The organism is Pseudomonas sp. QD4, assembly GCF_049199125.1.
Classification (GTDB): Bacteria; Pseudomonadota; Gammaproteobacteria; order Pseudomonadales; family Pseudomonadaceae; genus Aquipseudomonas.
The window spans coordinates 62276-86717 of the sequence record NZ_JBLZOM010000010.1; the positions used below are offsets into that span (position 1 = coordinate 62276).

Annotated in this window: 20 protein-coding genes; 9 read left to right on the forward strand and 11 right to left on the reverse strand. The window is 64.8% G+C overall.

The window, feature by feature from the left end; genetic code table 11:
* Window positions 1–4 precede the first annotated feature (4 nt).
* The 10 genes from ACOZJV_RS32645 to ACOZJV_RS32690 all read right to left on the reverse strand — a co-directional run bounded on the left by ACOZJV_RS32645 (window position 5) and on the right by ACOZJV_RS32690 (window position 11272).
* Window positions 5–691 (reverse strand): CatB-related O-acetyltransferase, encoded by a 687-nt coding sequence (locus ACOZJV_RS32645; RefSeq protein WP_153050272.1) that lies wholly within the window; start codon window positions 689–691, stop codon window positions 5–7.
* Window positions 692–935: 244 nt separating this feature from the next.
* Window positions 936–1856 carry a CobW family GTP-binding protein gene (locus ACOZJV_RS32650; RefSeq protein WP_421549402.1) on the reverse strand — a complete coding sequence of 307 codons (921 nt, stop codon included), beginning with the start codon at window positions 1854–1856 and terminating at the stop codon, window positions 936–938.
* Window positions 1853–3601: an amidohydrolase gene (locus tag ACOZJV_RS32655; protein ID WP_421549403.1), complete on the reverse strand. Its 1749-nt coding sequence runs from the start codon at window positions 3599–3601 to the stop codon at window positions 1853–1855. The genes ACOZJV_RS32650 and ACOZJV_RS32655 overlap by 4 nt, the downstream gene beginning before the upstream one ends.
* 92 nt (window positions 3602–3693) lie before the next feature.
* A complete protein-coding gene (locus tag ACOZJV_RS32660) occupies window positions 3694–4875 on the reverse strand; it encodes a pyridoxal phosphate-dependent aminotransferase (protein ID WP_078472859.1) in 1182 nt (393 codons plus the stop codon).
* Between the two features lie 48 nt (window positions 4876–4923).
* Window positions 4924–5613, reverse strand: a complete 690-nt coding sequence (locus tag ACOZJV_RS32665; protein ID WP_078472858.1) for an ABC transporter permease — start codon at window positions 5611–5613, stop codon at window positions 4924–4926.
* Between the two features lie 9 nt (window positions 5614–5622).
* Window positions 5623–6336 (reverse strand): ABC transporter permease, encoded by a 714-nt coding sequence (locus ACOZJV_RS32670; RefSeq protein WP_078472857.1) that lies wholly within the window; start codon window positions 6334–6336, stop codon window positions 5623–5625.
* A 36-nt stretch (window positions 6337–6372) separates the two neighbouring features.
* Entirely contained in the window at window positions 6373–7149 is a 777-nt protein-coding gene (locus tag ACOZJV_RS32675) for a transporter substrate-binding domain-containing protein (protein WP_421549404.1), read from the reverse strand.
* Between the two features lie 55 nt (window positions 7150–7204).
* Entirely contained in the window at window positions 7205–7993 is a 789-nt protein-coding gene (locus ACOZJV_RS32680; protein WP_020295443.1) for an ABC transporter ATP-binding protein, read from the reverse strand.
* A gap of 59 nt (window positions 7994–8052) precedes the next feature.
* A complete protein-coding gene (locus tag ACOZJV_RS32685) occupies window positions 8053–9636 on the reverse strand; it encodes an amidohydrolase (RefSeq protein ID WP_421549405.1) in 1584 nt (527 codons plus the stop codon).
* 34 nt (window positions 9637–9670) lie between these two features.
* Complete coding sequence (locus ACOZJV_RS32690) at window positions 9671–11272, reverse strand: 5-guanidino-2-oxopentanoate decarboxylase (protein ID WP_421549406.1); 1602 nt, start codon at window positions 11270–11272, stop codon at window positions 9671–9673.
* 194 nt (window positions 11273–11466) lie between these two features.
* Here ACOZJV_RS32690 and ACOZJV_RS32695 point away from each other — a divergent pair, with 194 nt between their 5' ends.
* Both ACOZJV_RS32695 and ACOZJV_RS32700 read left to right on the forward strand, forming a co-directional pair.
* On the forward strand, window positions 11467–12384 hold the full coding sequence (locus ACOZJV_RS32695) for a LysR substrate-binding domain-containing protein (protein ID WP_078472852.1): 918 nt from the start codon (window positions 11467–11469) through the stop codon (window positions 12382–12384).
* A 108-nt stretch (window positions 12385–12492) separates the two neighbouring features.
* Window positions 12493–13611: a succinylglutamate desuccinylase/aspartoacylase family protein gene (locus tag ACOZJV_RS32700; protein ID WP_421549407.1), complete on the forward strand. Its 1119-nt coding sequence runs from the start codon at window positions 12493–12495 to the stop codon at window positions 13609–13611.
* A gap of 123 nt (window positions 13612–13734) precedes the next feature.
* On the opposite strand, the gene ACOZJV_RS32705 is transcribed toward ACOZJV_RS32700, so the two are convergent.
* Window positions 13735–16104 (reverse strand): glucose/quinate/shikimate family membrane-bound PQQ-dependent dehydrogenase, encoded by a 2370-nt coding sequence (locus tag ACOZJV_RS32705; RefSeq protein WP_421549408.1) that lies wholly within the window; start codon window positions 16102–16104, stop codon window positions 13735–13737.
* A gap of 240 nt (window positions 16105–16344) precedes the next feature.
* On the opposite strand from ACOZJV_RS32705, the gene ACOZJV_RS32710 reads away from it, so the two are divergent.
* From ACOZJV_RS32710 to pqqB, 7 genes are all read left to right on the forward strand, one after another.
* Window positions 16345–17256: a sugar ABC transporter substrate-binding protein gene (locus ACOZJV_RS32710; RefSeq protein WP_421549409.1), complete on the forward strand. Its 912-nt coding sequence runs from the start codon at window positions 16345–16347 to the stop codon at window positions 17254–17256.
* A 68-nt stretch (window positions 17257–17324) separates the two neighbouring features.
* The gene (locus tag ACOZJV_RS32715) at window positions 17325–17786 is read left to right on the forward strand and encodes an Lrp/AsnC family transcriptional regulator (protein ID WP_078472848.1); all 462 of its coding nucleotides are present in this window, start codon (window positions 17325–17327) and stop codon (window positions 17784–17786) included.
* Window positions 17787–18053: 267 nt separating this feature from the next.
* Window positions 18054–19736, forward strand: a complete 1683-nt coding sequence (locus tag ACOZJV_RS32720; protein WP_201128296.1) for a flavin monoamine oxidase family protein — start codon at window positions 18054–18056, stop codon at window positions 19734–19736.
* 79 nt (window positions 19737–19815) lie between these two features.
* Window positions 19816–20610 carry a carbon-nitrogen hydrolase family protein gene (locus tag ACOZJV_RS32725; protein WP_421549410.1) on the forward strand — a complete coding sequence of 265 codons (795 nt, stop codon included), beginning with the start codon at window positions 19816–19818 and terminating at the stop codon, window positions 20608–20610.
* Window positions 20611–20658: 48 nt separating this feature from the next.
* The gene (gene pqqF, locus ACOZJV_RS32730; protein WP_421549411.1) at window positions 20659–23115 is read left to right on the forward strand and encodes a pyrroloquinoline quinone biosynthesis protein PqqF; all 2457 of its coding nucleotides are present in this window, start codon (window positions 20659–20661) and stop codon (window positions 23113–23115) included.
* Window positions 23116–23271: 156 nt separating this feature from the next.
* On the forward strand, window positions 23272–23346 hold the full coding sequence (gene pqqA / locus ACOZJV_RS32735; RefSeq protein WP_020295432.1) for a pyrroloquinoline quinone precursor peptide PqqA: 75 nt from the start codon (window positions 23272–23274) through the stop codon (window positions 23344–23346).
* A 111-nt stretch (window positions 23347–23457) separates the two neighbouring features.
* A complete protein-coding gene (pqqB, locus tag ACOZJV_RS32740; RefSeq protein WP_078472844.1) occupies window positions 23458–24369 on the forward strand; it encodes a pyrroloquinoline quinone biosynthesis protein PqqB in 912 nt (303 codons plus the stop codon).
* Window positions 24370–24442: the final 73 nt, after the last annotated feature.

Genomic DNA, 24442 nt, shown 5'->3' on the forward strand with positions numbered 1-24442 from the left:
ACCATCAGCGCAGCACTTTGCACCCTTTGCAGGTCAGCTGGATCTGTCGGTAGTTGGCTGGCGCCAGCTGTGGCAGTTGCTCGAGGCAGGAAGCCGGGTCGTTGAGGGGCAGGTCCTTGAGTTGCGACATGTCCCGCTCCCACCACTTTGAAGCCAGCAGGCGCTCAATCATTTCCGCTGAATAGCGGTAGCGGATCAGCTTGGCCGGCACCCCGGCCACCACGGCGTAAGGGGGCACATCCTGAGTGACCAGGGCGCGAGTGGCGATGATCGCCCCGGTGCCGACGTTGACGCCCTCCAAGACCATGGCGTCGCGCCCGATCCAGACGTCATTGCCGACGGTGCCGAAGTCGATGTGCGCGTCGTATTGCCAGGCGGTATCGGTGTACTGGAAGGGGTGGGTGCTCAGCCAATCCGCAGGGTGGTTGTTTTTCTCCTGGCCAAGGATCACACCGGCACCGATCGAGCAGAAACGCCCGATCGAGGTCACCATTTGCAGGCAACTGTCACTCCTGATGTAGGTATGGGCACCGATCGACAGCTCGCCTCGAACGTCGATGTCCACCTGGCCCATGCGTACACCTTCCTCCAGCTTGAGCGTGGCTCGCTTGCCGATGGTCGAAATAGCGGTGCCAAACTTGAAACCATGCCGCCGGACCTGGCGATTCCAGTACCAATCCCTTATGCCCAACACAACCTCCGACCATCGAAATATGCCTGCCCTGCACCCACCTGAGCAACGCTCACGGTGCAGCACATTACATCAGCAAGAGGAGTTTTTGTTGGCACTTGGCGCTTTGTTCAGGAAACAAAATGGACGCGCGGCGCCTGGATTTCGGCGCCGTCCGATTGGCGCCTGAATCGATCAAAACCGGGGGCTCAGGGCAAGGCCACAACGGGCGCGCGAACACCCTTGCAGCCGCTGCCGTTGTCACTCAAGCCGCAATCAAACACGCCTCCAGGCTGCGGCCCAGGCTTTCGCGCAGTTCACTGCCGCGACGGGCGATGAACACCAGTTGCACCGCCTGCTGTGCATCGCTGTTTTGCGCGGCGCTGAACTGGCTGCGCTGGCCGACATGTTGCAACCACTGGGGAGCCTGGATGCCTTGCAGGTGCACCAGGCCCTTGACCCGGAAGACCTGGGGCGGGATCTGCGCCAGCCACTGGCGAAAGCGCTCCGGGTCCAGGGCTTGCGGGCTCTGCCAGAGCCAGGATTCGAACAGTTGGTCATGGCGGGTGGCGGCCGGGAGCATTTTCAGCGAGCCAGCCTCGCCCCGGTCGCTGAGCAGCAGGCTGTCGGGCAGTTCGGCGTACACCGTCTCGATCACCGGCACCCTCGCCCCCAACTTGCTGCGTATCACGGCCAGTTCCTGCGGGGCGAGCAGATCGGTCTTGTTCAGCAGCACCAGGTCGGCACAGGCGACCTGGGCCCGGGACAGGCGGGCAAACTCCCCTTCCAGGCTGCTGTAGCCGACCCCGTCGACCACGGTGATCACCGCATCGAGCTGCAATTGGGCGCGCAGTTGCGGGTAGGCCAGGGTTTGCAGGATGCGCTGCGGATCGGAAACCCCGCTGCATTCGATGACGATGCGCTCCAGGCGCGGGCTCAGTTGGCTGAGGCTGACCAACTGGGCCAGCAGGTCTTCCTGGACGGTGCAGCAGATACAGCCGTTTTGCAGGCTGTACACGGCATCGGTCACCTCGGCGATGATCGCCGCGTCGATGTTGAGCTCGCCAAAATCATTCACGATCACCGCCAGGCGCCCAGCGTCGTCGCGCTGGACCATGCGGTTGAGCAAGGTGGTCTTGCCGGCGCCGAGAAAGCCGCAGATCACCGTCACGGCAATACGGTTCATGACCCCTCTCCTTCCAGCACCGGCGGTTTCCCACGCCAGGTGGCCTGCAGCGGGGTGTCATCGAACAGCCCCTGCAAGTCGTACACCGGCTGGCCTTCAACCAGGGTCAGTTGCACCTGGGTGCGGTGGATATAGTTGCGCGCCGGCTGGGCGAACAGGTCGCGGTCGAGCACGATCAGGTCCGCCGACTTGCCCACCTCCAGGCTGCCGGTGAGGTGCTCCAGGCCCATGGCGTAGGAGCCATTGCTGGTCACCACTTGCAGTGCCTGCTCCAGGGAGATCGGTTCACCGAAGCAGTCAGGCTCCTGGTTCCACGGGTTCTGCCGGGTGACCATGGTCTCCAGTGCCAGCCAGGGGTCGATCGAGGCCACCGGCCAGTCGGTGCCCATGACCGCGATACCGCCCGCCGCCAACACGCCCTTGAAGTCATAGATACGCTTGAGGCGCTCCTGGCCGTAGCCGGAGCGGGCGCCGGTGGCGAACGGTGTCGGGTACCAGGCCGCCGGGGAAAATTCGGCAATCACTTCCAGCTCGCGAAAGCGCTTGAGGTTGCCCGGGTGCAGCAAGGTGCTGTGGGCGCACTGATGGCGAATGCCGCTGAAGCCATTGCGCCGGCGCGCCTCGGCCACCGCATCGAGGAACACGTCTGAGGCGCCATCGCCGGTGCAGTGGGCGATCACCCGCAGGCCACGGCGGTCCATGTCGACCACCATGTCGGTGATGTGCTCAGGCGTCAGGTTGAGCTTGCCGCGCCAGCTCGCTTCCTGCGGCCAGGGGGTCAGCAGGTAGGACGAGCGCGGCTCCACGGTGCCATCAAAGTGGAACTTGACCGCGTTGGCACTGAGCCGCGCGCTGCGGTAATAGTGCCGCTCGCCACTGAGCAGCTCCCAGCGCCGGCGCACCGGGAAGATATCGTCCTGCCAGCTGATGGCCGCTTCGATTCGAACCGTCAGTTGGCCCTGGTCGTCGAGTTCCTTGAGGGCTTGCAGGCGCTGCTCACAGACATGCACGTACTTGCTGGCCGTCACGCCCCGGGCGCTCTGGAAGTGCACGCCATCGCGGTAGGCCTGGCGCAGCACCTCCACCGGGGTCGGCGGCATGGCGGCGTGGATCATGGCGTAGGCGCCGTCGATCATCAGCCCGGTGGGTTCGCCCGTCAGTTCGTCGCGTTCCAGGTAGCCGTTGCGCGGGTCGCTGGTATGGCGGTCGATGCCTGCCAGCTCCAGGGCCCGGGAGTTGACCATCATGGTGCCCCACATGCGATCGAGCAGCGCGATCGGGCGATCCGGCAGGATGCTGTCGAGCCAGGCCCGCCCCGGGGTCAGTCCCGCCTCGCGAAAGGTGTAGCGCACCCAGTACTGACCATGAATCCAGCCATCGCCCGGGTGACTCTCGGCGTAGGCCAGGATCGCCTGCTTGAGCTGCTCCGGGGTCGGGTCTTCGATGCCCACGTCCAGGTCGTCGCTGTAGCGTGGCGCCAGCGCCAGGTCCGGGTGGGTGTGCATATCGTGCAGGCCAGGCATGCAGAACGCCCCTTGCAGATCATGCACCCGGGTCAGCGGGCCCTTGAACGGCAGCACGTCGCCGCACAGGCCCACCGCAATCAGGCGGCCGCCACGAATCGCCACGCTTTCAGCCCAGGGCTGGGCCGGGTTCATGGTACGGATCCTTCCGTTATCGAGGATCAGATCGGCAAACAGCCCACTGCTGGAGTGGGTCGATGTGAAGTTGTCGATGGCTGTCATGTGCGGCACCTGCTTTTTTCTAGGCAAAGGGAGGCCCTGCGGCGCGTTTTCGCGCCGTTGGACGAAGTCAGTCAGCGGGGTTGGGGCAGGCTCTAGCGGCCGGCCTCCAGGCTTTCGACGAAGCGGGCAATGCGCCGGCAGGCTTCGCTGAGGGCCGTGTCGGAAACCGTGAAGGAGACCCGGACAAAGCCTGCGGTGCTGGCGCCGAACGCACTGGCATCAAGCACCGAGACACCGGTGGCACGGAACAGCTGCCAGGCGAATTCGGTGCTCGACAGCCCCGTGCCGCGCACGTCCACCAACATGAACATGCCCGCCTCCGGGACCTTGCACTTGAGCAGCGGCAACTGGCCCAGGCCGGCCACCACCAGGTCGCGGCGCCGGCGATACAGCTCACGGGCCTGGCCGACGATCTGCTCGTCCAGTTCCAGCGCCTTCAGCGCCGCCGCCTGGATAAACCCCGGCAAGCCGTACAGCATGCACAGCAGCAGGTTATCCAGATGCCCGACCAGCTCGGTGGGCGCCACCACCCAACCAACGCGCCAGCCGGTCATGGCATGGGACTTGGACAGGCTGTTGAGCACCACGGTGCGTTCCAGCATGCCGGGCAAGGTGGCCACGCTCTGGTGGGGCCGGTCGTAGGTGAGCTGGCCATAGACTTCGTCGCTGATCACCCACAAGTCATGGCGCCGGGCGACCAAGGCCACCGCTTCCAGTTCTTCGAGGGTGTAGACGTTGCCGGTGGGATTGTTCGGCGTGGCCAGGGCGATGCCCCGGGTGCGCTCGGTGATCTGCGCCTCAAGGGCCGCCACGCTGAGCCGGAAATCCTCCGCCGCCGGCTGCGCGATCGACACCAGCCGCGCGCCGCTGGCCTGGATGCTGGCGGCGTAGGTCAGGTACATCGGCTCCGGCACCAGGACCTCGTCGCCCTGCTCGAACAGGCACATGGCAGTGGCATACAAGCCATTCTGCGCACCGGCGACCACTGCGATGTTTTCCGCAGTTACCGGCAAGTCGAGCAAGGCCGCCTGCTTGGCGGCAATCGCCGCGCGCAGGGCCGGGCGCCCGACCACGTGGGTGTAATGGGTGTCGCCTTCCTTCAAAGCCTGGACGGCTGCGGCGCAGATGGCCTCGTCGGTGGCGAAGTCCGGATCGCCGATGCTCAGCACAATCGCATCCTCGCCGCGCTCCTGGGCGTCGCAGGCGGCGTAGTGGATGTCCCAGGCACTGACGGTCTCGCCGCTGATGCGTTTGACCACGGATGAATACTGCATTAGCCACTCCTCGCCGGCCCTCGGCCAACGCTTAAATGAATTCAGATCTCAGGCCTGGCGCTGTGGCGTCTTGCCAATGCGGTTGAAGGCCTGCTCGATCACGATCGCCAGAATGATGTAGATCACCGCTACCACCAGCAGCGGCTCGTAGACCCGCAGGGTCTGGGCACGCACCAGGTTGGCCGCACCCAGCAGGTCGGTGACCGCCACAGTGGACGCCAGGGCCGTGGCCTTGAGCAGCATCACGCTTTCCCCGGCCAGGGTCGGGCGCAGCATCTGCAAGGCTCGGGGCATCCACACCCGGCGCAGCACCAGCCAGGGCCGCATGCCATAGGCCCGAGCCGCTTCCAACTCACCCCGCGGCACCGCGCGCAGGCCGCCGCGCAGTACTTCGCCGACATAGGCCGACACGCTCAAGGTCAGGGCCAGGGCCACGTACCAGAAGCCTTCACGCAGGTACGGCCAGAGCAGGCTGCCGCGAATCAGCGGGAAGCTGGCAAACACGCTGCCGACACCGTAGTAGAGGATGTAGATCTGCACCAGCAGCGGCGTGCCGCGCAGCACGCTGGTGTAGAAACGCAGCCCGTTGGCCAGCAGCGGGTTGCGCGACAAGCGACCCAACGCCACGCCGACCGCCATCAGAAACCCCAGGGCGCCGGAAATCAGCAGCAACTGGAAGGTGATCCAGGCGCCACGGATCAGTTCGCTGGAAAAGTTGTTCAGCCAGTTGAAGTCCATGCCCGCCTCCTAGACGTGTCGTGGCATCCAGCGTTCGAAGCGCACTTCGAGTTGCCGGAACACCGAGCTGGAGACCAGCGTGATCAGGTAATAGAACGCCGCCACCGCGAGGTAGAACAGCAGGTAGTGTTTGGTCGATGCCGCCGCCTGGCGCCCCGCCGACAACAGCTCGGTGTAGCCGACGACGCTGATCAGCGCGCTTTCCTTGACCAGCACCAGCCACAGGTTCGACAGCCCGGCGATGGCGAACGGCATCATGCTCGGCAGCACGATGCGCCGCAGCAGCAACAGGCGATTGATGCCATAGGCCCGCGCCGCCTCGATCTGGCCATGGGGAATGGCCTGGATCGCGCCGCGGATGATCTCTCCGGAGTAGGCGCCCTGGACGATCCCCAGCACCACGATGGCCGCCATGAAACCGTTGACCTCCACCCCCGGCCGCCCCAGCTGGGCCATCAGCAGGTTGATCAGGTCGGTGCCGGCGTAATACAGCAGCAGGATCAGCAGCAGTTCCGGCACCGCGCGGTACAGGGTGGTGTAGCAGTTGGCGCACAGCACCAGCCAGCGTGGGCCACGCAGCTTGACCATGGCCACCAGCAAGCCGATGGCCAGCCCGAGGATAAAGGCGCCCAGGGAGATACCCAGGGTTTTCACCATCCCCTGGGCCAGGGCCTGGAGCCAGCCCTCGGCAAAAAACAGCCGGTAGATTTCCGATACAGTCATAAGCGCACCTGCCGGGGATGGACCTGTAGAGCGTGATTATTCAAGGGACGAGATATCGGTCTTGAAGTACTTGGCGCGAATCTTCTCGTAGGTGCCATTGTCCCGCAGGGCCTGCAAGGCCACGTTCAGGCGCTCGCGCAGGGCATCGTTGCCTTTGCGCACGCCGGCGCCGACGCCTTCGCCGAACAGTGGGTCCAGGGGCGCCACGCCTTTGCTGGCGAGCATCGCGTTGTCCGGGCTGTCCAGCAGCGGCTCCACCGCCAATTGATCGGCCAGGAAGATGTCGATGCGGCCACTGCGCAGGTCGGCGAGGATGTCGTCCTGGTCGTTGTAGTAGCGCACGGTGGAGTTGGCGCCGAAGTACTTCTTGATGTACGCCGAGTGAGTGGTGGAACCCTGCACGCCGATGATCTTGCCTTTCAGGCCCTCGGGCGTGGGATCGACCTTGAGGCTGGCGTCGGCCACCCACAGCGCACGGGTTAAGAAGTAAGGCTGGGTGAAATCAATCACCTCCTTGCGCTCCGGGGTGATCGACAGCGAGTTGAGCACCACATCCACCTGCTGCGACTTGAGCGCCGGAATCAGCCCGTCCCAGGCCATTTCATTGAGCTTGCAGTCGGCCTGCATCTGCGCGCACACCGCGCTGATCATGTCCGGCTCGAAACCGCTCCAGGCGCCACTGCCATTTTTGTAGGAGAACGGCGGATAGGGTTCCAGGGCGATGCCGAACACCACCTTGTCTGCGGCGAAAGCCGGTGCGCCGGCACACGTCAGGACGCACGCATGGAGCAGGAGCAACAGTGTCTTTTTCATGATGAAACCCTCGTTTTATCGATTGTTATTGTTGGGTCAGGCCGTTTGAGCCAGGTCAGCGGTTGTCCTGCGCCATCACAAATTGTCGGCAGCGTTCGCTGCGCGGGTCCAGTAATACCTGGGCCGGTGGCCCTTCCTCTTCCACCTGGCCCTGATGCAAATACACCACCTTGCTCGAAACATCCCGGGCAAACGCCATTTCGTGAGTGACCAGGATCATGGTCCGCCCCTCTTCGGCAATGCCCTGGATCACCCGCAGCACCTCGCCCACCAGCTCCGGATCGAGGGCCGAGGTCGGCTCGTCGAAGAGCATCACCTGGGGCCGCATGGCCAGGGCCCGGGCAATGGCCACCCGTTGCTGCTGGCCGCCGGAAAGAAAGGCCGGGAACACGTCACGCTTGTCGATCAGGCCGACCTTCTCCAGCAGGTGCTCGCCGTGGGCGATGGCCTCCTTGCGGTCTTCGCCCAAGACAAATACCGGGGCTTCGATGACGTTTTCCAGCACCGTGCGGTGCGGCCACAGGTTGAAGCTCTGAAACACCATGCTCAGCCGGGTACGCAAGCGCTCCACCTGGCGCGCGTCGGCAATCTGCGCCACGCCCCGGGCGTTGGTCTTCAACTTCACCTGTTCGCCATTGATGCGCAAGCTGCCGCTGCACGGCACTTCCAGCAGGTTGATGCAGCGCAGCAAGGTGCTTTTTCCCGAGCCGCTGGAGCCGATCAGCGAGACCACTTCGCCCTCGTTGGCGCGCAGCGAAATCCCCTTCAGGACATGGTGATCGGCATAACTCTTGTGCAAGTCGTCAATCGCGACTACCGGGGTGTCCGGACTGTTTTTATTCACTGCTGCAGGCACGTCTGTGTCTCCCCTGGTTGCTCTGGTTGCGCGGCGTAAGCCAGCCGTCATTCGTCATCGCGGGCGGGAATCCACCACTCTTCGCCCCGCGCGGTGCGGATGTACTCCGGCCAGCGGAAGCGGTGCGGGGCCTTGAAGTCCGCCGGCAGCAGCGGCGCCTGCCAGCGACTGCCGCCAATCCCGCCGCCGGTGCGCTGCTCGAACTCGGCCTTGGCCGCGCCCAGCAGGTCGGCATCGCCGAACAGGTCGAGCAAGGTGCAGGCAATGGTCTTGGCCGCAACATTGATCATTGGGTCGATGGTCTGGGCAATCCCGCCCAGGGCGTTGGAAACCCAGTCCGGGTAGACCGTGCCCGGCGGCGCGGCAAGCATCGGCCGGGCCACCAGCAGGCGCACGGTGGGGCAGTGCCAGGTGTATTCCGGGTAGTCGTCGGAGGTCAGGTAGTTCTGCCAGGCCGGCATTTGCAGGCGCAGCTGGCGTTCGCATTCCTGGGGGTCGATCAACTCCTCGATGGCCGGCAGGAAGGGCTTGTCCATCGGCGCAAGGCCCAGGTTGACCTGGATCTCGCGGGCAATGGCACAGGCCTCTTCATTCCAACGCGGTGCGCCGATGGCGGCCAGGTTGTCGTAGGTGGACTGGGCCAGCACATGGTTGGGCAGGCCGCCGCGGGACTTGCAGACCCAGGTTTTTTTCCATTGGCAACCGGTGGCCATGGCGGCCGCAGCGGCGTTGTTGTCCATCACCTGGGAGATGGTTTCGGCCTGCTCGATGGAGTCGCAGCGCAGCAGGTACTGGATTTGCGACAGGTGTGGCGGCAAGTTGTCGGCGGTGGCCTGGCCGGCGGTGAGAATCGCCTCGTTGTAGCTCCACAGGCCGGTGAACGGCAGGGTCGAGCGACGCAGGCTTTCGTTCAGGGTGTAGAAGTGCACCAGGGCATCGTTGGCCCCTGGAGCCCGGGCAGCCAGGTGGTTTTGCGGGATCGGGCTGTAGCGATCGGCGGCGATCCAGTTTTGCGGGTCGTCGCAGGTGAAGCTGTAGATATAGGCGTAGGCAATACCGCAATGGGTATTCCAGGTGGTGGTGTTGTTCAGCGGCAGCATGTAGGTCGGGTGAAAGCTGATGGCCGCGTCCAGGTCATCGTAGTAACCCTTGGCCGCGTGCACCGGCTTGGAGGCACGGAGTTTTTCCGCCGGCTCGCCGAAGAACTTGATGGTGCCCTGCAGGCCGAATTCGAGCATCGCCGCTTTTGCCGCCAAGGCCCCGCCCAGGGCGCTGATGCCCAGGGCCGAATGCGGGTCGGTATGCCCCGGGGCAAAGCGCGACAGGCCATCACGGGGCATTTTGCGGGTGGTCGCCGCCTGGCAGTTGCCGGGCACTGCGTCGTACTCGGCGTAGGTCGCCAGCACCGGGCCCGTGCCCTGGGTGAAGGTGGCGCAGAAGGCGGTGGGCATGCCGCCGCTGTTCTGCTCCACGGTGAAGCCTTCGGCTTCCAGCAACTGCACGTACCAGGCGCAGGACTTGTATTCGCGAAACGCCGGCTCGGCGTAATGCCAGATGATCTGATGCCAGTCCGACAGCTGCTGGCGATGGCGTTCGACCCAATCGAGGGCAAATTGCTTGTAGGGAGACATGCACACAACTCCAGGTGGTTTCGCGGCTGTTGGGTCAGGCCGAGAGAAAGGCTTGGGCGTCCACTTCGATCAGCACCGGCTGCCGTGTATCGGCCAGGCTGGCCAGCAATTCGCCCAGCGCTGCGCGTGCGCTCACGCGGTGGTACTGCACGTGGCTGGCCTGGGCCAGGGCGGCGAAGTCCGGGGTCAGGATGTCCACCCCCAGCGGCGCGATATCCCGTGCGGTCATGTAGTCGCGAATCTCGCCGTAGCAGTGGTTGTTCCACAGCACCAGAATCACTCCCAACCCGGCCTCCTGGGCCGCGATCAGTTCCGCGCTGGAGAACTGCGCCCCGCCATCCCCCACCAGCGCCAGCACCGGACGGCCCGGCATCGCCAGCTTGGCGCCAATGGCGGCCGGCAAGGCGTAGCCCAGGGTGCCGAACCCGGTGCCGGCGTTGAACCAGCTATTGGCCTGCGGAGCCCGGTATCCCAGGGCGCCCTGGTACACCGGCTGGGTCGAATCACCGACCACTATCGGTGCCGGCAGGCTGTCGCGCAGGGTATCGAGCAGCGCCTGCATCCGCCCTTGCTTGTGGTTCCAGCCCGCGCGCTCAGCCGCATTCACGGCGGCCACCCGCGCCTCGGCCCAGGTACCCGCAGGCCGCTCCGGCAGAGCGTCGTGCAGCGCCTGCAAGCCCTGCCCGGCATCCCCCAGCAGGCCGATGTCGGCCCGCAGGGCGCCGAGAATCTGCAGCGGATCGATGTCCAGGCGAATCAAGGGTGCGTTCAGGCGCAAGGGCCCGAGGCCGAAGAAGTCGTAGTCGGTTTCCCCAAGTTCAGTGCCCACCGCCAGCACCACGTCAGCCTCGGCGATCAGCTCGCGACCATGGCTCGACGACTGCACGCCATCGAGCAGCAATGGGTGTTCCGGGGGCAGCAGGCCTCGGGCGTTGGTGGTCAGCGCCACCGGTGCCTGCAAGCGTTCGGCCAGGGCGCGCAATGCACCCGCGGCGCGACGTGCGCCGCCTCCGGCAAGGATCAACGGCTTGCGCGCCTGACTCAGCAGCTGCACCGCGCTGGCAATGGCTTCGGCCGCCGGTGCGGGCGCCTGGGGCAAGGCGCGGGGGCGCAGGTCGAGGTCGTCGGCCGGCATTTCCAGTACATCCAGCGGGATCTCGATATGCACCGGGCGCGGACGCGAGCAGCCGAACAGGGCAAAGGCCCGGCCGAGCAGTTCCGGCAGCTCCTGCGGGCGTTGCAGGGTGTGGCTGAAGGCGCAGACCCCGGCGACCATGGCACGCTGGTCAGGCATCTCATGCAGGTAACCGTGGCCCAGGCGCAGATGCTCGCGGCGGCTGGTGGTGGAAATCACCAGCATCGGCACCGAGTCGGCGTAGGCCTGGCCCATGGCCGTGAGGATGTTGGTCATGCCGGGGCCGGTAATGATGAAACACACCCCCGGCCTGCCGCTGGCACGGGCATAACCGTCGGCCATGAAGCCGGCACCCTGTTCATGGCGCGGGCTGACATGACGCAGGGAACTGCCGTGCAACCCACGATAAAGCTCGACCGTATGCACGCCTGGAATGCCGAATACCGACTCCACGCCATAGCCTTCAAGCAACCGGACCAACGCCTGGGCACAACTGACCATGGGAGCTCCTCACATTATTTTTATTAGTGGCCAGGCTCACCCGGAGCTGGCGCAGGTCCCTAGTATTGGTGAATGAATAATTACATCAATCGAATTTATTTTGCGTTAATGTCAAATTAAATTACCCAAACATCAGCCGCCTTGTTGCCTGTCTGCCCGGGCTAGAAGGCACCCCATCGCTGCCAGGAGGTTGCATGCGTTACCCCTCGATGACCGCCCTGCGCGCCCTGGATGCGGTCGCCCGCCTGGGCAGCGTGACCGACGCCGCGCGCCAGTTGAACCTGACCCGCAGCGCCATCAGCCATCAGATCAACAGCCTCGAACAGAGCCTGGGCTTTGCCCTCACCGAACGCATCGGTCGTGGCATTGGTCTGACCTATCGCGGTGAATGTTATGCCCGCGAAGTGCACCAGATCCTCGCCGACATCCAGGAAGCCGGCCGCCGCTTCGAGGACCAGCAGATCTCGGGCAAATTGCGTATCAGCTGCAACCCGGGGTTCGCCAGCTTCTGGCTGTGCTACCACATCAACGATTTCCTGCGGCAGTACCCGCAGGTGCAATTGCAGGTGGTCACCCCTCGCGCACCGGACGACACCAGCGACCCGAATGCCGACCTGTTCATCGCCTATGGCATTGGCGACTGGCCGGACCTGCTGGTGGAGCAGATCGTCGCCCTGCACTTTTTCCCGGTGTGCAGCCCACGCCTGATCAACGCCCTGGGCGGCCTGAAAACACCTCAGGAGCTGGCCGGCTTTCCGCTGATCCACATGAGCGACCAGACCGACTGGCGGGTCTGGCTGGCGGCGGCCGGGGCCTCCAGCATCGACGCCAGCAGCGGGATCATTTTTTCCGACGCCCATTGCGCCCAATCGGCCTGCATCGCAGCCCAGGGCGTGGCCATCGGCGACAACCTGCTCAGCGGCGATGCCCTGGCGCGAGGCCTGCTGGTCAGGCCGTTCGAGATTGCCATCAACCCGCTGCGCGGCTACTTCCTGGTGGTCGACCCGACCAAGGCCGAACGCTCGGTGGTGCAGGCCTTCAGTACCTGGCTGAAAAACCAGTTGCTGGCCACCACCCAGGGCATCAGCGACAAGCCGCCGATCAGCAGTTGAGGCGCGGCAATGGGCAATTGCGCTCACCAGTGAGGCGCAAATTCTTCGATTGATGGGCTGTTTTGCTTTACCGAGAATGGCCCGCCATCACTGCCGAGGAAGCCCCCCATGCGTGTCCAACACCAGCCCTTGCTGGCCCGCAGCCCCTGCACCCGACGGGACCTGACGAGTTTGCATTACGGCGAACCCGGGCGGGGCAAAAAGGTCTACCTGCAGGCCAGCCTGCATGCCGACGAACTGCCCGGCATGCTGGTGCTGCATCACCTGCGCCAGCGCCTGGACCAGGCCCAGGCAGAGGGTGCGATCCTCGGGGAAATCGTCCTGGTGCCGATCGCCAACCCGGTGGGCCTGGAACAGACCCTGATGCACGATGCCATGGGCCGCTTCGACTTCAACAGCGGGGAAAACTTCAACCGCCGCTACCCCGACCTGGCGGCGTTGATCAGCGACGGCCTCGAGGCACGCCTGGGCCAGGACGCCTCGGACAATCGGCGCCTGATCCGTCAGGCCATGGGCCAGGCCTTGCAACAATGGCCAGTCACCAGCGAGCTCGACTCATTGCGACGGGCCCAACTGCTGCTGGCCCATGACGCCGATGTGGTGCTGGACCTGCACTGCGACGCCCAGGCCATCCTTCACCTGTACGCCGAAACCCCTTACTGGCCGCAGATCGAACCCCTGGCGCGCTACCTGGGCGTGCACGCCAGCCTGCTGGCCAGCGGCACCGGCGCCGGCTCGTTCGACGAGGCTTGCGGCCAACCCTGGTGGCGCCTGGCCGAGCGGTTCGGCGAACACTTCCCGATCCCCCTGGGCTGCGCCAGCGTGACCCTGGAGCTGCGGGGCGAAGCCGATGTCGAACACGGCCTGGCACAAAGCGATGCCGGGCAGCTCTTCGCCTACCTGCAGCACCTGGGAGTCGTGGGCGGCGAGGCTCCGGCAATGCCGGCGCTGCACCACCCGGCGACGCCTTTTGCCGGCTCGCTGACCTTGCGTGCGCCCTGCGCCGGGCTGGTGGTGTTTCTGCATAAACCCGGGGCCTGGATCAACCACGAGGACCCGGTGGTGGAACTGATCGACCCACTGTCCGGCGTGACCCAGATGGTGCGCAGCTCAACCTGCGGTGTGATGTACATGCGCTCTGCCATCCGCTTCGCCGCCCCGGGCGTGGAACTGTGCAAGATCGCCGGTGCCGCCCCCCTGCCGGAAGGGGTGCAGGTATCGGCCTGACGATGGGCCCCTCAGTGAACCAGACGTCACTCTGCAGGGACGGCGCAGCCCCAAGCCGACGCAAAACCCCGCCCCATGAAAAAGCCGCGCAATGCGCGGCTTTTCACTGTGCGGTGTCAGCCCTTACTTGGGCAGCGCATAGGCGATCACGTAATCGCCCCGGTCCGTCGACTGACGGGCGCCACCGGCGGTGAGCAGGATGTACTGCTGGCCGGTTTTCGGTGACACGTAGGTCATCGGCCCCGATTGGCTGCCCACCGGCAGGCGGGATTTCCAGATTTCATTGCCATTGCCGGTGTCGAAGGCGCGCAGGTAGAAGTCCTGGGTGCCGGCGAAGAACAGCAGGCCGGATTGGGTGGCCAGGGAGGCGCCCAGGGTCGGCATGCCGATCGGGATCTGCATGTGCATGCGGATGCCCATCGGGCCGGTGTCCTGCACGGTGCCCACCGGCACCTGCCACATCAGCTTGCGGGTCTTCAGGTCGATGGCCGACATGGTGCCGAACGGGGGTTTCTGGCACGGAATGCCAGCCGCCGACAGGAAGCGTTCACGCATGGCGCCAAACGGCGTACCGGCCTGGGGCACCACGCCCATTTCGATGCCGCTGGCACCGGCGGCGATCTTGTCCCGCGGGATCATGTAGTTGGCCAGGCCCAGGCGCATGTCGTTGACGAACATGTAGTTCGTGTTCGGGTCCACCGACACGCTGCCCCAGTTCATGCCCCCCAGGGAACCCGGGAATTGCAGGGCACGGTCCAGGCCCGGCGGGGTATAGACGCCCTGATGGCGCATGCCCTTGAACTGGATCCGGCACATCAACTGATCGAATGGCGTGGCACCCCACATATCGGCTTCGGTGAGGGTCTGGTTACCGATCGACGGCATTTCCACGGAGAACGGCTGGGTCGGCGAATAACGCTCGCCCGGCACATTGCCCTGGGGCACCGGCCGCTCTTCGACCCGGGCAATCGGCTTGCCGGTCTCACGGTTGAGCAGGAAGATCTCGCCCTGCTTGGTGACCTGGGCCAGCGCCGGTTGCACGCCACCCTTGTCGTCCGGCACGTCGTACAGCAGCGGCTGCGCCGGCAGGTCGAAATCCCAGAGGTCGTGGTGGGTGGTCTGGAAGTGCCAGCGCACCTGGCCGGTTGCAACGTCGAGGGCGACGATGGAGGAGCTCCACTTGTCATCGAACTCGGTCCGTTCACCCGCAAAAAAGTCCGGGGTCGCGTTGCCGGTAGGCAGGTAGACCAGGCCCAGCTTGGGGTCATAAGACATCGCCGACCACACGTTAGGCGTACCGCGGGTGTAAGTCTCGCCCGCCGGTGGCCGCTTGGTGGTGTTCGGGTTGCCCGGATCCCAGGCCCAGACCAGCTCGCCGCTGCGCACGTCGAACGCACGCACCACGCCCGGTGGTTCGCCGGTGGAGAAGTTATCGGCGACGCGGCCGCCGACAATCACCACATTGCCCGCCACCAGGGGGGTCGAGGTCTGCTGGTAATAACCGGGTTTGACCTCGCCCATGTCGGTTTTCAGATCGACCGTACCCTGGTCGCCAAAGTCGGCGCAGGGCTTGCCGGTTTCGGCGTCGATGGCGATCAGGCGGGCATCGATGGTCGGCAGGAACAGCCGTTTGACACAGGCGCTCGCCGCCACGGGCTGCGCGGTCCCGGTCGCTGCGCTGCTGCTATCGAAGTAACCCAGGCCACGGCAACGCTGCCAGTTCGGTGCGCTGCCCTTGGGGTCGAACTTCCAGCGCTCGGCACCGGTGTCGGCGTCCAGGGAGAAGACTTTGCCGTAGGCGGTGCAGACGTAAATATTGTCGCCGACCTGCAATGGGGTGTTCTGGTCTTCGGCGCCAGAGCCATTGCTCTCGGGAATGTCGCCGGTGCGGAAGGTCCAGGCCACTTGCAGCTTGTCGATATTGCCTTTGTTGATCTGGTCCAGCGCGGCAAAGCGGTTGCCCGCCGTGGTGTTGCCCCAGTGCGCCCAGTCTTTCTGCTCGGTGCCCGGAACCACCGGGGTCACCGCCGGCTCAACGCTGGCCTTGACCACATGGGTCGGCACAAACATGTAGGCCAGGGTCGCCACCACGCCAAGGCCGAGCCCACCGGCCAGGCCATAGGCGCCACGGCCGGCGGTCGCGCCGGAAGCCCGCACCAGGGTCGGATAGACCAGAGCCACCACCAGGCCGATCACGGCGAAGGTCAGGACCCGCGACACCAGCGGCCAGTATTCCAGGCCGGTGTCCCACACCGCCCAGATCGCGGTCAGCACCAGGGCCACACCATAGAGCCAGGCACCGCGAGGGTTGCGGCGGGCGATCAACAGGCCGGAAACCAGCATCGCCAGGCCCATCAGCAGGAAGTACCCACTGCCACCCAAACTCACCAGGTAGCCACCGCCACCTGCCAGGCCAAGCCCGATCAGTGCGATCAGGACACCCAGGCCCACCAGCAGCCATTTGCTGCCGGCGGCAGCTCCAGAGTTGTTCATGTCGGAAATTTCTCCCATCTTTAACGTGGGCGAGAGAATGTACTACCTAGTTACTTATGACAACTTGTCGCAGCCAATTTGTGGCAAAAAATGTCATGAGCGGTTTCAGATTAGCCATAAAGCCGTACCGCGAAGAAAATAATAAATTCCAAACAGTATTGTTATGGAATATTTATTCCAATAATGTATTTACAGAATCTGCCGTTCCTCGTCTCCCACAATAAAAAAGGATCAGATGCCATGAGACGTTTCCTGGGCTGCCTGTGCGCGTTGCTGCTCTCTGTTTCCGCCCACGCCGAACTGCGCATCGGCGTTACGGTGGGGCAGTACGACAACTACATTTCCTACCTGGTGAAAGCCATGCAAGACCGCGCCAGGCAGGTGCCGGGCGGTGTCACCCTGCAGGTCGAGGACTCCGCCAGCGACGTGGTGCGCCAGTTGAGCCAGGTCGAGAGTTTTATCAGCCAGAAGGTCGACGCCATCATCGTCAACCCGGCCGACACCGCCGCCACCCGCAAGATCAGCGAAAAGGTCCTGGCGGCCGGCATCCCCCTGGTCTACATGAATAGCCGTCCCGAAGTCGAAACCCTGCCGGCCGGCGTGGTGTTTGTCGGCACCGACGAGCGCGCCATCGGCCGCCTGCAGATGCAGTACCTGGCCGAGAAGATGGGCGGCAAAGGCAACCTCGCAGTGATTCTCGGGCGCCTGGCCCACAGCGACACCGGCAAGCGCACCCACGGGGTCAAGGACGTACTGGCCAACTACCCGGGCATCAAGCTCGTCGAAGAGCAGTCCGGCGACTGGCAGCGGGAAAAAGGCATGGACCTGATGAACGAATGGCTGACCAAGGGCCAGGCCATTGATGCGGTCGCCGCCAACAATGACGAAATGGGCATCGGCGCCGCCATGGCCCTGCGCCAGGCCGGGCGCGACGACATCTTGGTGGGCGGCATCGACGGCACCCCGGACGGCTTGCTGGCACTGAAAAAAGGCCAGTTGGCGGTCAGTGTTTTCCGCGATCCGGTGGCCATCGGTGCCGGCTCCCTGGATGCCGCCGTGCAACTGGTCAACCACGAAGCCTTGCAAGGCGATATCTGGATTCCCACGCAGTTGGTCACCCCGCAGAACTACGCGCAGTTCCAGCGTCAGTAGCGCGGCGAGCGTCGGTGCGGGCGAGGCTGTAACATGCTCGCCCACCGATTCCCGCGCCGGAGCCCACCGTGTCTGAAAGCCGCCCTCCCGTCCTCGACGAAATCGATCGTCAACTGATTGCCGCCTTGCAGATCAACGCCCGCGAAAGCGTGGCCATGCTGGCCCGGCAACTGGGCATCGCGCGGACCACCGTGACCTCGCGCCTGGCCCGCCTGGAAAAAGCCCGGGTCATCACCGGCTATGGCGTGCGCCTGGGGCAACGGGTGATCGATGGCGGCCTGCAAGCGTATGTGGGCATCAAGGTCCAGCCGCGCTCGGGCAAGGAAGTGCTGCGCCGCCTCAGCGCCATGGCCCAGGTCCAGCAACTGTGTGCGGTCAGCGGCGAATTCGATTACGTGGCCTGGCTGCGCACCGACTCGCCGGAACAGCTCGACCAATTGCTCGACCAGATCGGCAGCGTCGACGGCGTCGAAAAAACCACCACCTCCATCATCCTCAGCAGCAAAATCGACCGCGGCCACCCCCTCTGACCCTGTAGCCGCTGCCGAGCAGCGCGAGGCGGCGCTGGCCCAAATCGCGCCCGAAAAGTGTCAGGTGTAAACCCATCGCCTGACAGCGCCCGATACTTCACCACCAGCCACACTTCGTCGTTAATTCACATTATTTCGTCATATCGCCTGATATGAATCCAAAACGACGACACTTTGCGTCTTATTTACGGGCGTTACGCTCCCTAGAATGGCTGCCAGCTTTTTCTATACTCAACGCTCTGCGTGAGCCGCCAGCAAGGTCCCGCCATGAACAAGAACAATCGCCATCCTGCAGACGGTAAAAAACCGATCACCATTTTCGGCCCGGACTTCCCTTTTGCCTTTGACGACTGGATCGAGCACCCCGCCGGCCTGGGCAGCATTCCCCAGGCCAACCATGGCGCCGAGGTGGCCATTGTCGGCGCCGGTATCGCCGGCCTGGTGGCTGCGTACGAACTGATGAAACTGGGCCTCAAGCCCGTGGTGTATGAAGCCTCGAAGATGGGTGGACGTCTGCGCTCCCAGGCCTTTGAAGGCGCCGAGGGCATCATCGCCGAGTTGGGCGGCATGCGGTTTCCGGTGTCATCCACCGCCTTCTATCACTACGTCGACAAGCTCGGCCTGCAAACCAAGCCCTTCCCCAACCCGCTGACCCCGGCCTCGGGCAGCACCGTGATCGACCTCGAAGGCCAGACCCACTACGCGCAGAAACTCGCCGACCTGCCGGCACTGTTCCAGGAAGTGGCCGACGCCTGGGCCGATGCACTGGAGGACGGTTCGCGCTTCGGCGAGATCCAGCAAGCCATTCGCGAACGCGATGTGCCGCGCCTCAAGCAACTGTGGAACACCCTGGTACCGCTGTGGGACGACCGCACCTTCTACGACTTCGTCGCCACCTCCAAAGCCTTCGCCAAGCTGTCCTTCCACCACCGTGAAGTGTTCGGCCAGGTCGGCTTCGGCACCGGCGGCTGGGACTCGGACTTCCCCAACTCGATGCTGGAAATCTTCCGCGTGGTCATGACCAACTGCGACGATCACCAGCACCTGGTGGTCGGCGGCGTCGAGCAAGTGCCCTTGGGCATCTGGCGCCATGTGCCTGAGCGTTGCGCGCACTGGCCCGAAGGCACCAGCCTCAGCTCGCTGCATAACGGCGCACCGCGCACGGGCGTGAAACGCATCGCCCACGCCGCCGACGGGCGCTTTGCGGTGACCGACAACTGGGGCGATACCCGGGAATACGCAGCGGTACTGACCACTTGCCAGAGCTGGCTGCTGACCACCCAGATCGAATGCGACGAAACCCTGTTCTCGCAAAAGATGTGGATGGCTCTGGACCGCACGCGCTACATGCAGTCGTCGAAAACCTTCGTCATGGTCGACCGGCCATTCTGGAAGGACAAAGACCCGGAAACCGGGCGCGACCTGATGAGCATGACCCTCACCGACCGCCTGACCCGTGGCACTTATCTGTTCGATAACGGCGACGACAAGCCAGGGGTGATCTGCCTGTCCTACTCATGGATGAGCGACGCCCTGAAAATGCTCCCGCACCCGGTGGAAAAGCGCGTGAAGCTGGCCCTCGACGCCTTGAAAAAGATCTACCCGAAAGTCGACATCGCCGCGCGCATCATCGGCGATCCGATCACCGTGTCCTGGGAAGCCGACCCGCATTTCCTCGGTGCCTTCAAAGGCGCGCTGCCGGGCCACTACCGCTATAACCAACGGATGTACGCGCACTTCATGCAGGACGATATGCCCGCCGAACAACGCGGAATCTTTATCGCCGGCGACGATGTGTCCTGGACCCCAGCCTGGGTCGAAGGCGCGGTACAGACCTCCTTGAATGCGGTTTGGGGCATCATGAAGCACTTCGGCGGGCAGACCCACGCCGAAAACCCGGGCCCAGGCGATGTGTTCCACGAAATCGGCCCCATCGCCCTGGCCGAATAGTCGACACCCGCCCTCGCGGGCCGGCTTGCCAGCAGCATCGCTGCCAAGCCGGCCCCGCGGTTGATCAGGAGTAATCCCCATGCGCGTAGCGCTTTATCAGTGCCCGCCACTGCCCCTGGATGTAGCCGGCAACCTGCAACGCCTGCAAAACATCGCCATGGAAGCCAGCGACGCCGACCTGCTGGTGCTGCCCGAGATGTACCTCAGCGGCTACAACATCGGCCCCGAGGCGGTCGGCGCCCTGGCCGAAGCCCAGGACGGCCCCTCGGCCGAACATATCGCGGTCATCGCCCGGGCTGCGGGCACCGCGATTGTCTATGGCTATGCCGAGCGCGCCGAGGACGGGCAGATCTACAACGCCATCCAACTGATCGATGCCCAGGGCCAGCGCCTGTGCAACTACCGCAAGACCCACCTGTTCGGCGACCTCGACCGCTCGATGTTCAGCGCCGGGGCCGACCAGTTCCCGCTGGTGGAATTGAACGGCTGGAAACTCGGGTTCCTGATCTGCTACGACATCGAGTTCCCGGAAAACGCCCGGCGTCTGGCACTGGCCGGCGCCGAGCTGATCCTGGTGCCGACGGCGAACATGCGTCCCTACGAGTTCGTTGCCGAGGTGACCGTGCGTTCCCGGGCTTTTGAAAACCAGTGCTACGTGGCCTACGCCAACTACTGCGGCAGCGAGGACGAAATCCACTACTGCGGCCTGAGCAGCATCGCCGCTCCCGATGGCACCCTCTGCGCCAGGGCCGGGCTCGACGAAGCGTTGATCAGCGGCGTGCTGGACCGGCAATTGATGCTCGACTCCCGGGCGATCAATCGCTATTTCGTCGACCGTCGCCCCGAGCTTTACGACGACCTGAACAAGCGCTGATCCCGGGTTATCCGCTAGCATGAGCGCTTCTCTGTTCTGGAAGTGCTCATGCCCGCGCTGAACCACCCCCTCCTACCCCACACTGAAACCCTGGCCAACGGCCTGCGAGTTTCAGTGCGCCATGCCCCCCATTTGAAACGCTGCGCGGCGAGCGTGCGGGTCAATGCCGGCAGCCACGATGTGCCTCCGGCCTGGCCTGGCCTGGCGCACTTTCTGGAACACCTGATGTTTCTCGGCACTGAGCGCTTTGCCGCGCAGCAGGGCCTGATGGCCTATGTCCAAGGCCATGGCGGGCAGGTCAACGCCCAGACCCGCGAGCGCAGCACCGAGTACTTTTTCGAGTTGCCACCCGCCGCCTTTGCCGGTGGGCTGGAGCGTCTGTGCGACATGCTGGCCCACCCGCGCCTGGCCGAAGAAGATCAACGGCGCGAGCGCGAAGTGCTGCACGCGGAATTTATCGCCTGGTCCCGGGATGCCACGGCACAACGGCAGTTTTCGCTGTTCGACCGCCTGTCCCCGACCCACCCCTTACGCGCCTTCCATGCCGGCAATCGCTACAGCCTGCCGGTGCCACGCCCGGCCTTTCGCCAGGCCCTGGGCGAGTTCTACCAGACCTTCTACCAGGCCGGGCAAATGACCCTGAGCCTGGCCGGCCCGCAACCGCTGCAAGAGCTGCGGGCCCTGGCCGAACGTTGCGGCGTCGAGTTCGCCAAGGGCGCGCCCGTGCCCCAGGAGCTGCCGCCCGATTTGCAGGCCGACGGCCCCGGGCTTTATGCCCGGCAAGACGGCCGTCACCTGGACCTGCTGCTGTGCGCTGAGCAATTGCCCGAGGGTGCCGCAGACGCTCTGGAGGTGCTCTGTATCTGGCTGGCGTCGAGCAAGCCCGGGGGCCTGGTCGCCGAGTTGACAACACGCGGCCTGATCGATGGCCTCAAAGCCGCGCCGCTGTATCAATTTGCCGGGCAGGCCGTGGTGCATGTCGACATCGGCTTGACTCCCCAGGGCCTGGAACACGTGACGCTGATCCGCCAACAGGTGCAGGACTGGCTGGGCTTTTTTGCGACGCAGACCGACTGGCCGCCACTGAGCGCGGAATACGCGCGCCTGCAACAACGCCGGCAACAGGTCGCGGGCGCGCTGGAACTGGCACGGTTCGACAGCGAGCAGCGCCAGGGCGCATTGACCGGCCCAGGGCTGGCGGCTCTCCAAACACTGCTCCAGCAACTGCAACCCAAGGCGGGCGAGCCCCTGGCGATTGCCTGGCAACTGCCGCCTGCCAATCCGTTTCTGGCTACCGAAGTCGAGCCGCCACGCGCCGGCCTGATTCGCGGACAAACCAGCAAGCACCGCGGGCTGCGCACCTTTGCCCAGGACCGCAGTCGTGGCCGGCTCGAGCTGCCGGCGCTGAACTTCAGCCAGGCCCTGGCCGAAGATACCGGCGAGGCCGCTCTGTACCTGCGGTGGCGTCTGCACCAGGCGGCCCCGGCCGGGCTGCTGCCGGTGCTGGTGCGCAGCCTGCACGAGCTGCAAGTGGATGCGCGCCAGGCCGGGGTGGAGGTGACGCTGAACGCCAATGGCCAGGACTGGCTGCTGAAAATGACCGGCCACCCGCAACCGCTGCCGGCGATTCTGGCCCAGGTGCTCAAACAGCTGAGCCAGCCCGCTGCCGCCACGTGGCTGAGCAGCGAACCCGCCGCCGCGCCCCTGATCCCGATCCGTCAGTTGCTCAAGGCCCTGGCCGAGCCGCAGTGGGAATCTGCCGCGACCAATGATGCCGCGGCCCTGCAGTTACTGTGGGCCGGCGCCCGCTGGGACGGGCTGGGCCTGGGCCTGCCCGAAGCGACGCAACACGCGTTGAAAAGAGCCCTGGGCAAGATGCCCGGTAGCCCCGACAGCGCCCTGGCAGACGTCACCCCCAGCGCGGCCGGCTACCTCTGGCAAACCATCGACTGCGACTCCAGCGAACACGCGCTGCTGCTATTTTGCCCAGCGCCGTCGACCCGCGTGGAAGACGAGGCTGCCTGGCGCCTGCTCGGCCAACTGTCCCAAGCGCCCTTCTATCAGCGCCTGCGGGTCGAGCTGCAACTGGGTTATGCGGTGTTCAGCGGTGTACGCCAGATCAACGGACACACCGGGTTGCTGTTTGGCGTGCAGTCGCCCGGGGCTCCAGTGCCTGAGATCCTCGAACACATTCGGCAGTTTCTGCAGCAACTGCCAACGCTGCTGGCTCAGCTTGACCCCGTGGAACTGGCCTCCCAACGCCAGAGTCTGGCGGCGCAATTCGACTCCGCCAGCCTGGGGCTGGCCCAAGCCGCCGAGCTGCTATGGCACAGCGCCCAGGCCGGCCATCCGTCGGATTATCTGCAGCAATTGCCGCCAGCCATCGAGGGGCTGTCAGCGGCCACTCTGCAGGACGCGGCCCTGCGTCTGAATCACGCCGAAGGCGGCTGGAGGTGCCTGACCACCGGGGTTTGCCCGGGCGCACCGTGGCAGGTGCAGCGCTGATCATTACCGTTGCGGTAAAGGGCTTTCTTGCACAGGGGCAGGTCAGGACCGGGGACCATTGAGTAAGATAGCTCCCTAAGCATCTGAACATCTCCGGCCGGAGGTGGACTATATGTAATGCAGTCACCCGTCCCATCCACTTGAAGGAGCGCCTCCATGTCCTGGTCCAAACCTGCCTACACCGACCTGCGTATCGGCTTCGAAGTCACCATGTACTTCGCCAACCGCTGATTTCTGGCCCCGGGCAACTGCCTCGCAGGAACCCCGGAAACAGAACCCGCAGTGCAACGCCTCGGCTCGCCGGGGCGTTTTTTTGTTGTGTCTTGCCCTGATGGAGCCACCATGTTTGTCCAGATTCTAGGTTCGGCCGCCGGTGGCGGTTTCCCGCAGTGGAACTGCAACTGCGTGAACTGCGCAGGCTTTCGCGATGGCAGCCTGCGGGCACAGGCGCGTACCCAATCGTCGATCGCGATTTCCGATGACGGCGTGAACTGGGTGCTGTGCAACGCCTCGCCGGATATCCGCGCCCAGCTCCAGGGCTTTGCCGCGATGCAGCCGGGCCGGGCCCTGCGCGATACCGGGGTCAGCGCGATCATCCTGATGGACAGCCAGATCGACCACACCACCGGCCTGCTCAGCCTGCGCGAGGGTTGCCCGCACTCGGTGTGGTGCACCGACATGGTCCACGAAGACCTGAGCACCGGTTTCCCGCTGTTCACCATGCTCAAGCACTGGAACGGTGGGCTGGACTGGCACCCCATCGAACTCGGCCAGAGCTTCGGCATCCCGGCCTGCCCCCACCTGCGCTTCAGCCCGCTGCCGCTGCGCAGCGCCGCCCCGCCCTACTCGCCGCACCGCTTCGACCCGCACCCCGGCGACAACATCGGCCTGCTGGTCGAAGACCTGCGCACCGGCGGCACCCTGTTTTACGCACCGGGGCTGGGCCAGGTCGATGGCTCCCTGCTCAAGATCATGGCCAGCAGCGATTGCCTGCTGGTGGACGGCACCCTGTGGGACGACGATGAAATGCAGCGCCGTGGCGTCGGTACTCGCACCGGGCGGGAAATGGGCCACCTGGCGCAAAACGGCCCGGGCGGCATGCTCGAGGTGCTGGAGCAGTTGCCGAACCAGCGCAAGGTACTGATCCACATTAACAACACCAACCCGATCCTCGACGAAGACTCCGCCGAACGTGCCGAATTGGTACGCCGAAAGGTGGAAGTGGCTTACGACGGAATGAGTATTGAGCTGTAGGGCGAATCGCGAGCAAGCTCGCTGTACGGGCTCTGCATCCACTGTGCAGGAGCGGGCCTGCGCGACCTTGCAC

Bases quoted from the DNA above. Each gene is read 5' to 3' on its own strand.
- ACOZJV_RS32685 (WP_421549405.1), bottom strand. From the start codon at position 9,636: ATGTCTCCCTACAAGCAATTTGCCCTCGATTGGGTCGAACGCCATCGC.
- ACOZJV_RS32705 (WP_421549408.1), bottom strand. From the start codon at position 16,104: ATGAACAACTCTGGAGCTGCCGCCGGCAGCAAATGGCTGCTGGTGGGC.
- ACOZJV_RS32725 (WP_421549410.1), top strand. From the start codon at position 19,816: ATGCGCGTAGCGCTTTATCAGTGCCCGCCACTGCCCCTGGATGTAGCC.
- ACOZJV_RS32710 (WP_421549409.1), top strand. From the start codon at position 16,345: ATGAGACGTTTCCTGGGCTGCCTGTGCGCGTTGCTGCTCTCTGTTTCC.
- ACOZJV_RS32690 (WP_421549406.1), bottom strand. From the start codon at position 11,272: ATGGTCAGTTGTGCCCAGGCGTTGGTCCGGTTGCTTGAAGGCTATGGC.
- ACOZJV_RS32720 (WP_201128296.1), top strand. From the start codon at position 18,054: ATGAACAAGAACAATCGCCATCCTGCAGACGGTAAAAAACCGATCACC.
- ACOZJV_RS32700 (WP_421549407.1), top strand. From the start codon at position 12,493: ATGCGTGTCCAACACCAGCCCTTGCTGGCCCGCAGCCCCTGCACCCGA.
- pqqF (WP_421549411.1), top strand. From the start codon at position 20,659: ATGCCCGCGCTGAACCACCCCCTCCTACCCCACACTGAAACCCTGGCC.
- ACOZJV_RS32695 (WP_078472852.1), top strand. From the start codon at position 11,467: ATGCGTTACCCCTCGATGACCGCCCTGCGCGCCCTGGATGCGGTCGCC.
- ACOZJV_RS32650 (WP_421549402.1), bottom strand. From the start codon at position 1,856: ATGAACCGTATTGCCGTGACGGTGATCTGCGGCTTTCTCGGCGCCGGC.
- ACOZJV_RS32655 (WP_421549403.1), bottom strand. From the start codon at position 3,601: ATGACAGCCATCGACAACTTCACATCGACCCACTCCAGCAGTGGGCTG.
- pqqB (WP_078472844.1), top strand. From the start codon at position 23,458: ATGTTTGTCCAGATTCTAGGTTCGGCCGCCGGTGGCGGTTTCCCGCAG.
- ACOZJV_RS32670 (WP_078472857.1), bottom strand. From the start codon at position 6,336: ATGACTGTATCGGAAATCTACCGGCTGTTTTTTGCCGAGGGCTGGCTC.
- ACOZJV_RS32660 (WP_078472859.1), bottom strand. From the start codon at position 4,875: ATGCAGTATTCATCCGTGGTCAAACGCATCAGCGGCGAGACCGTCAGT.
- ACOZJV_RS32675 (WP_421549404.1), bottom strand. From the start codon at position 7,149: ATGAAAAAGACACTGTTGCTCCTGCTCCATGCGTGCGTCCTGACGTGT.
- ACOZJV_RS32665 (WP_078472858.1), bottom strand. From the start codon at position 5,613: ATGGACTTCAACTGGCTGAACAACTTTTCCAGCGAACTGATCCGTGGC.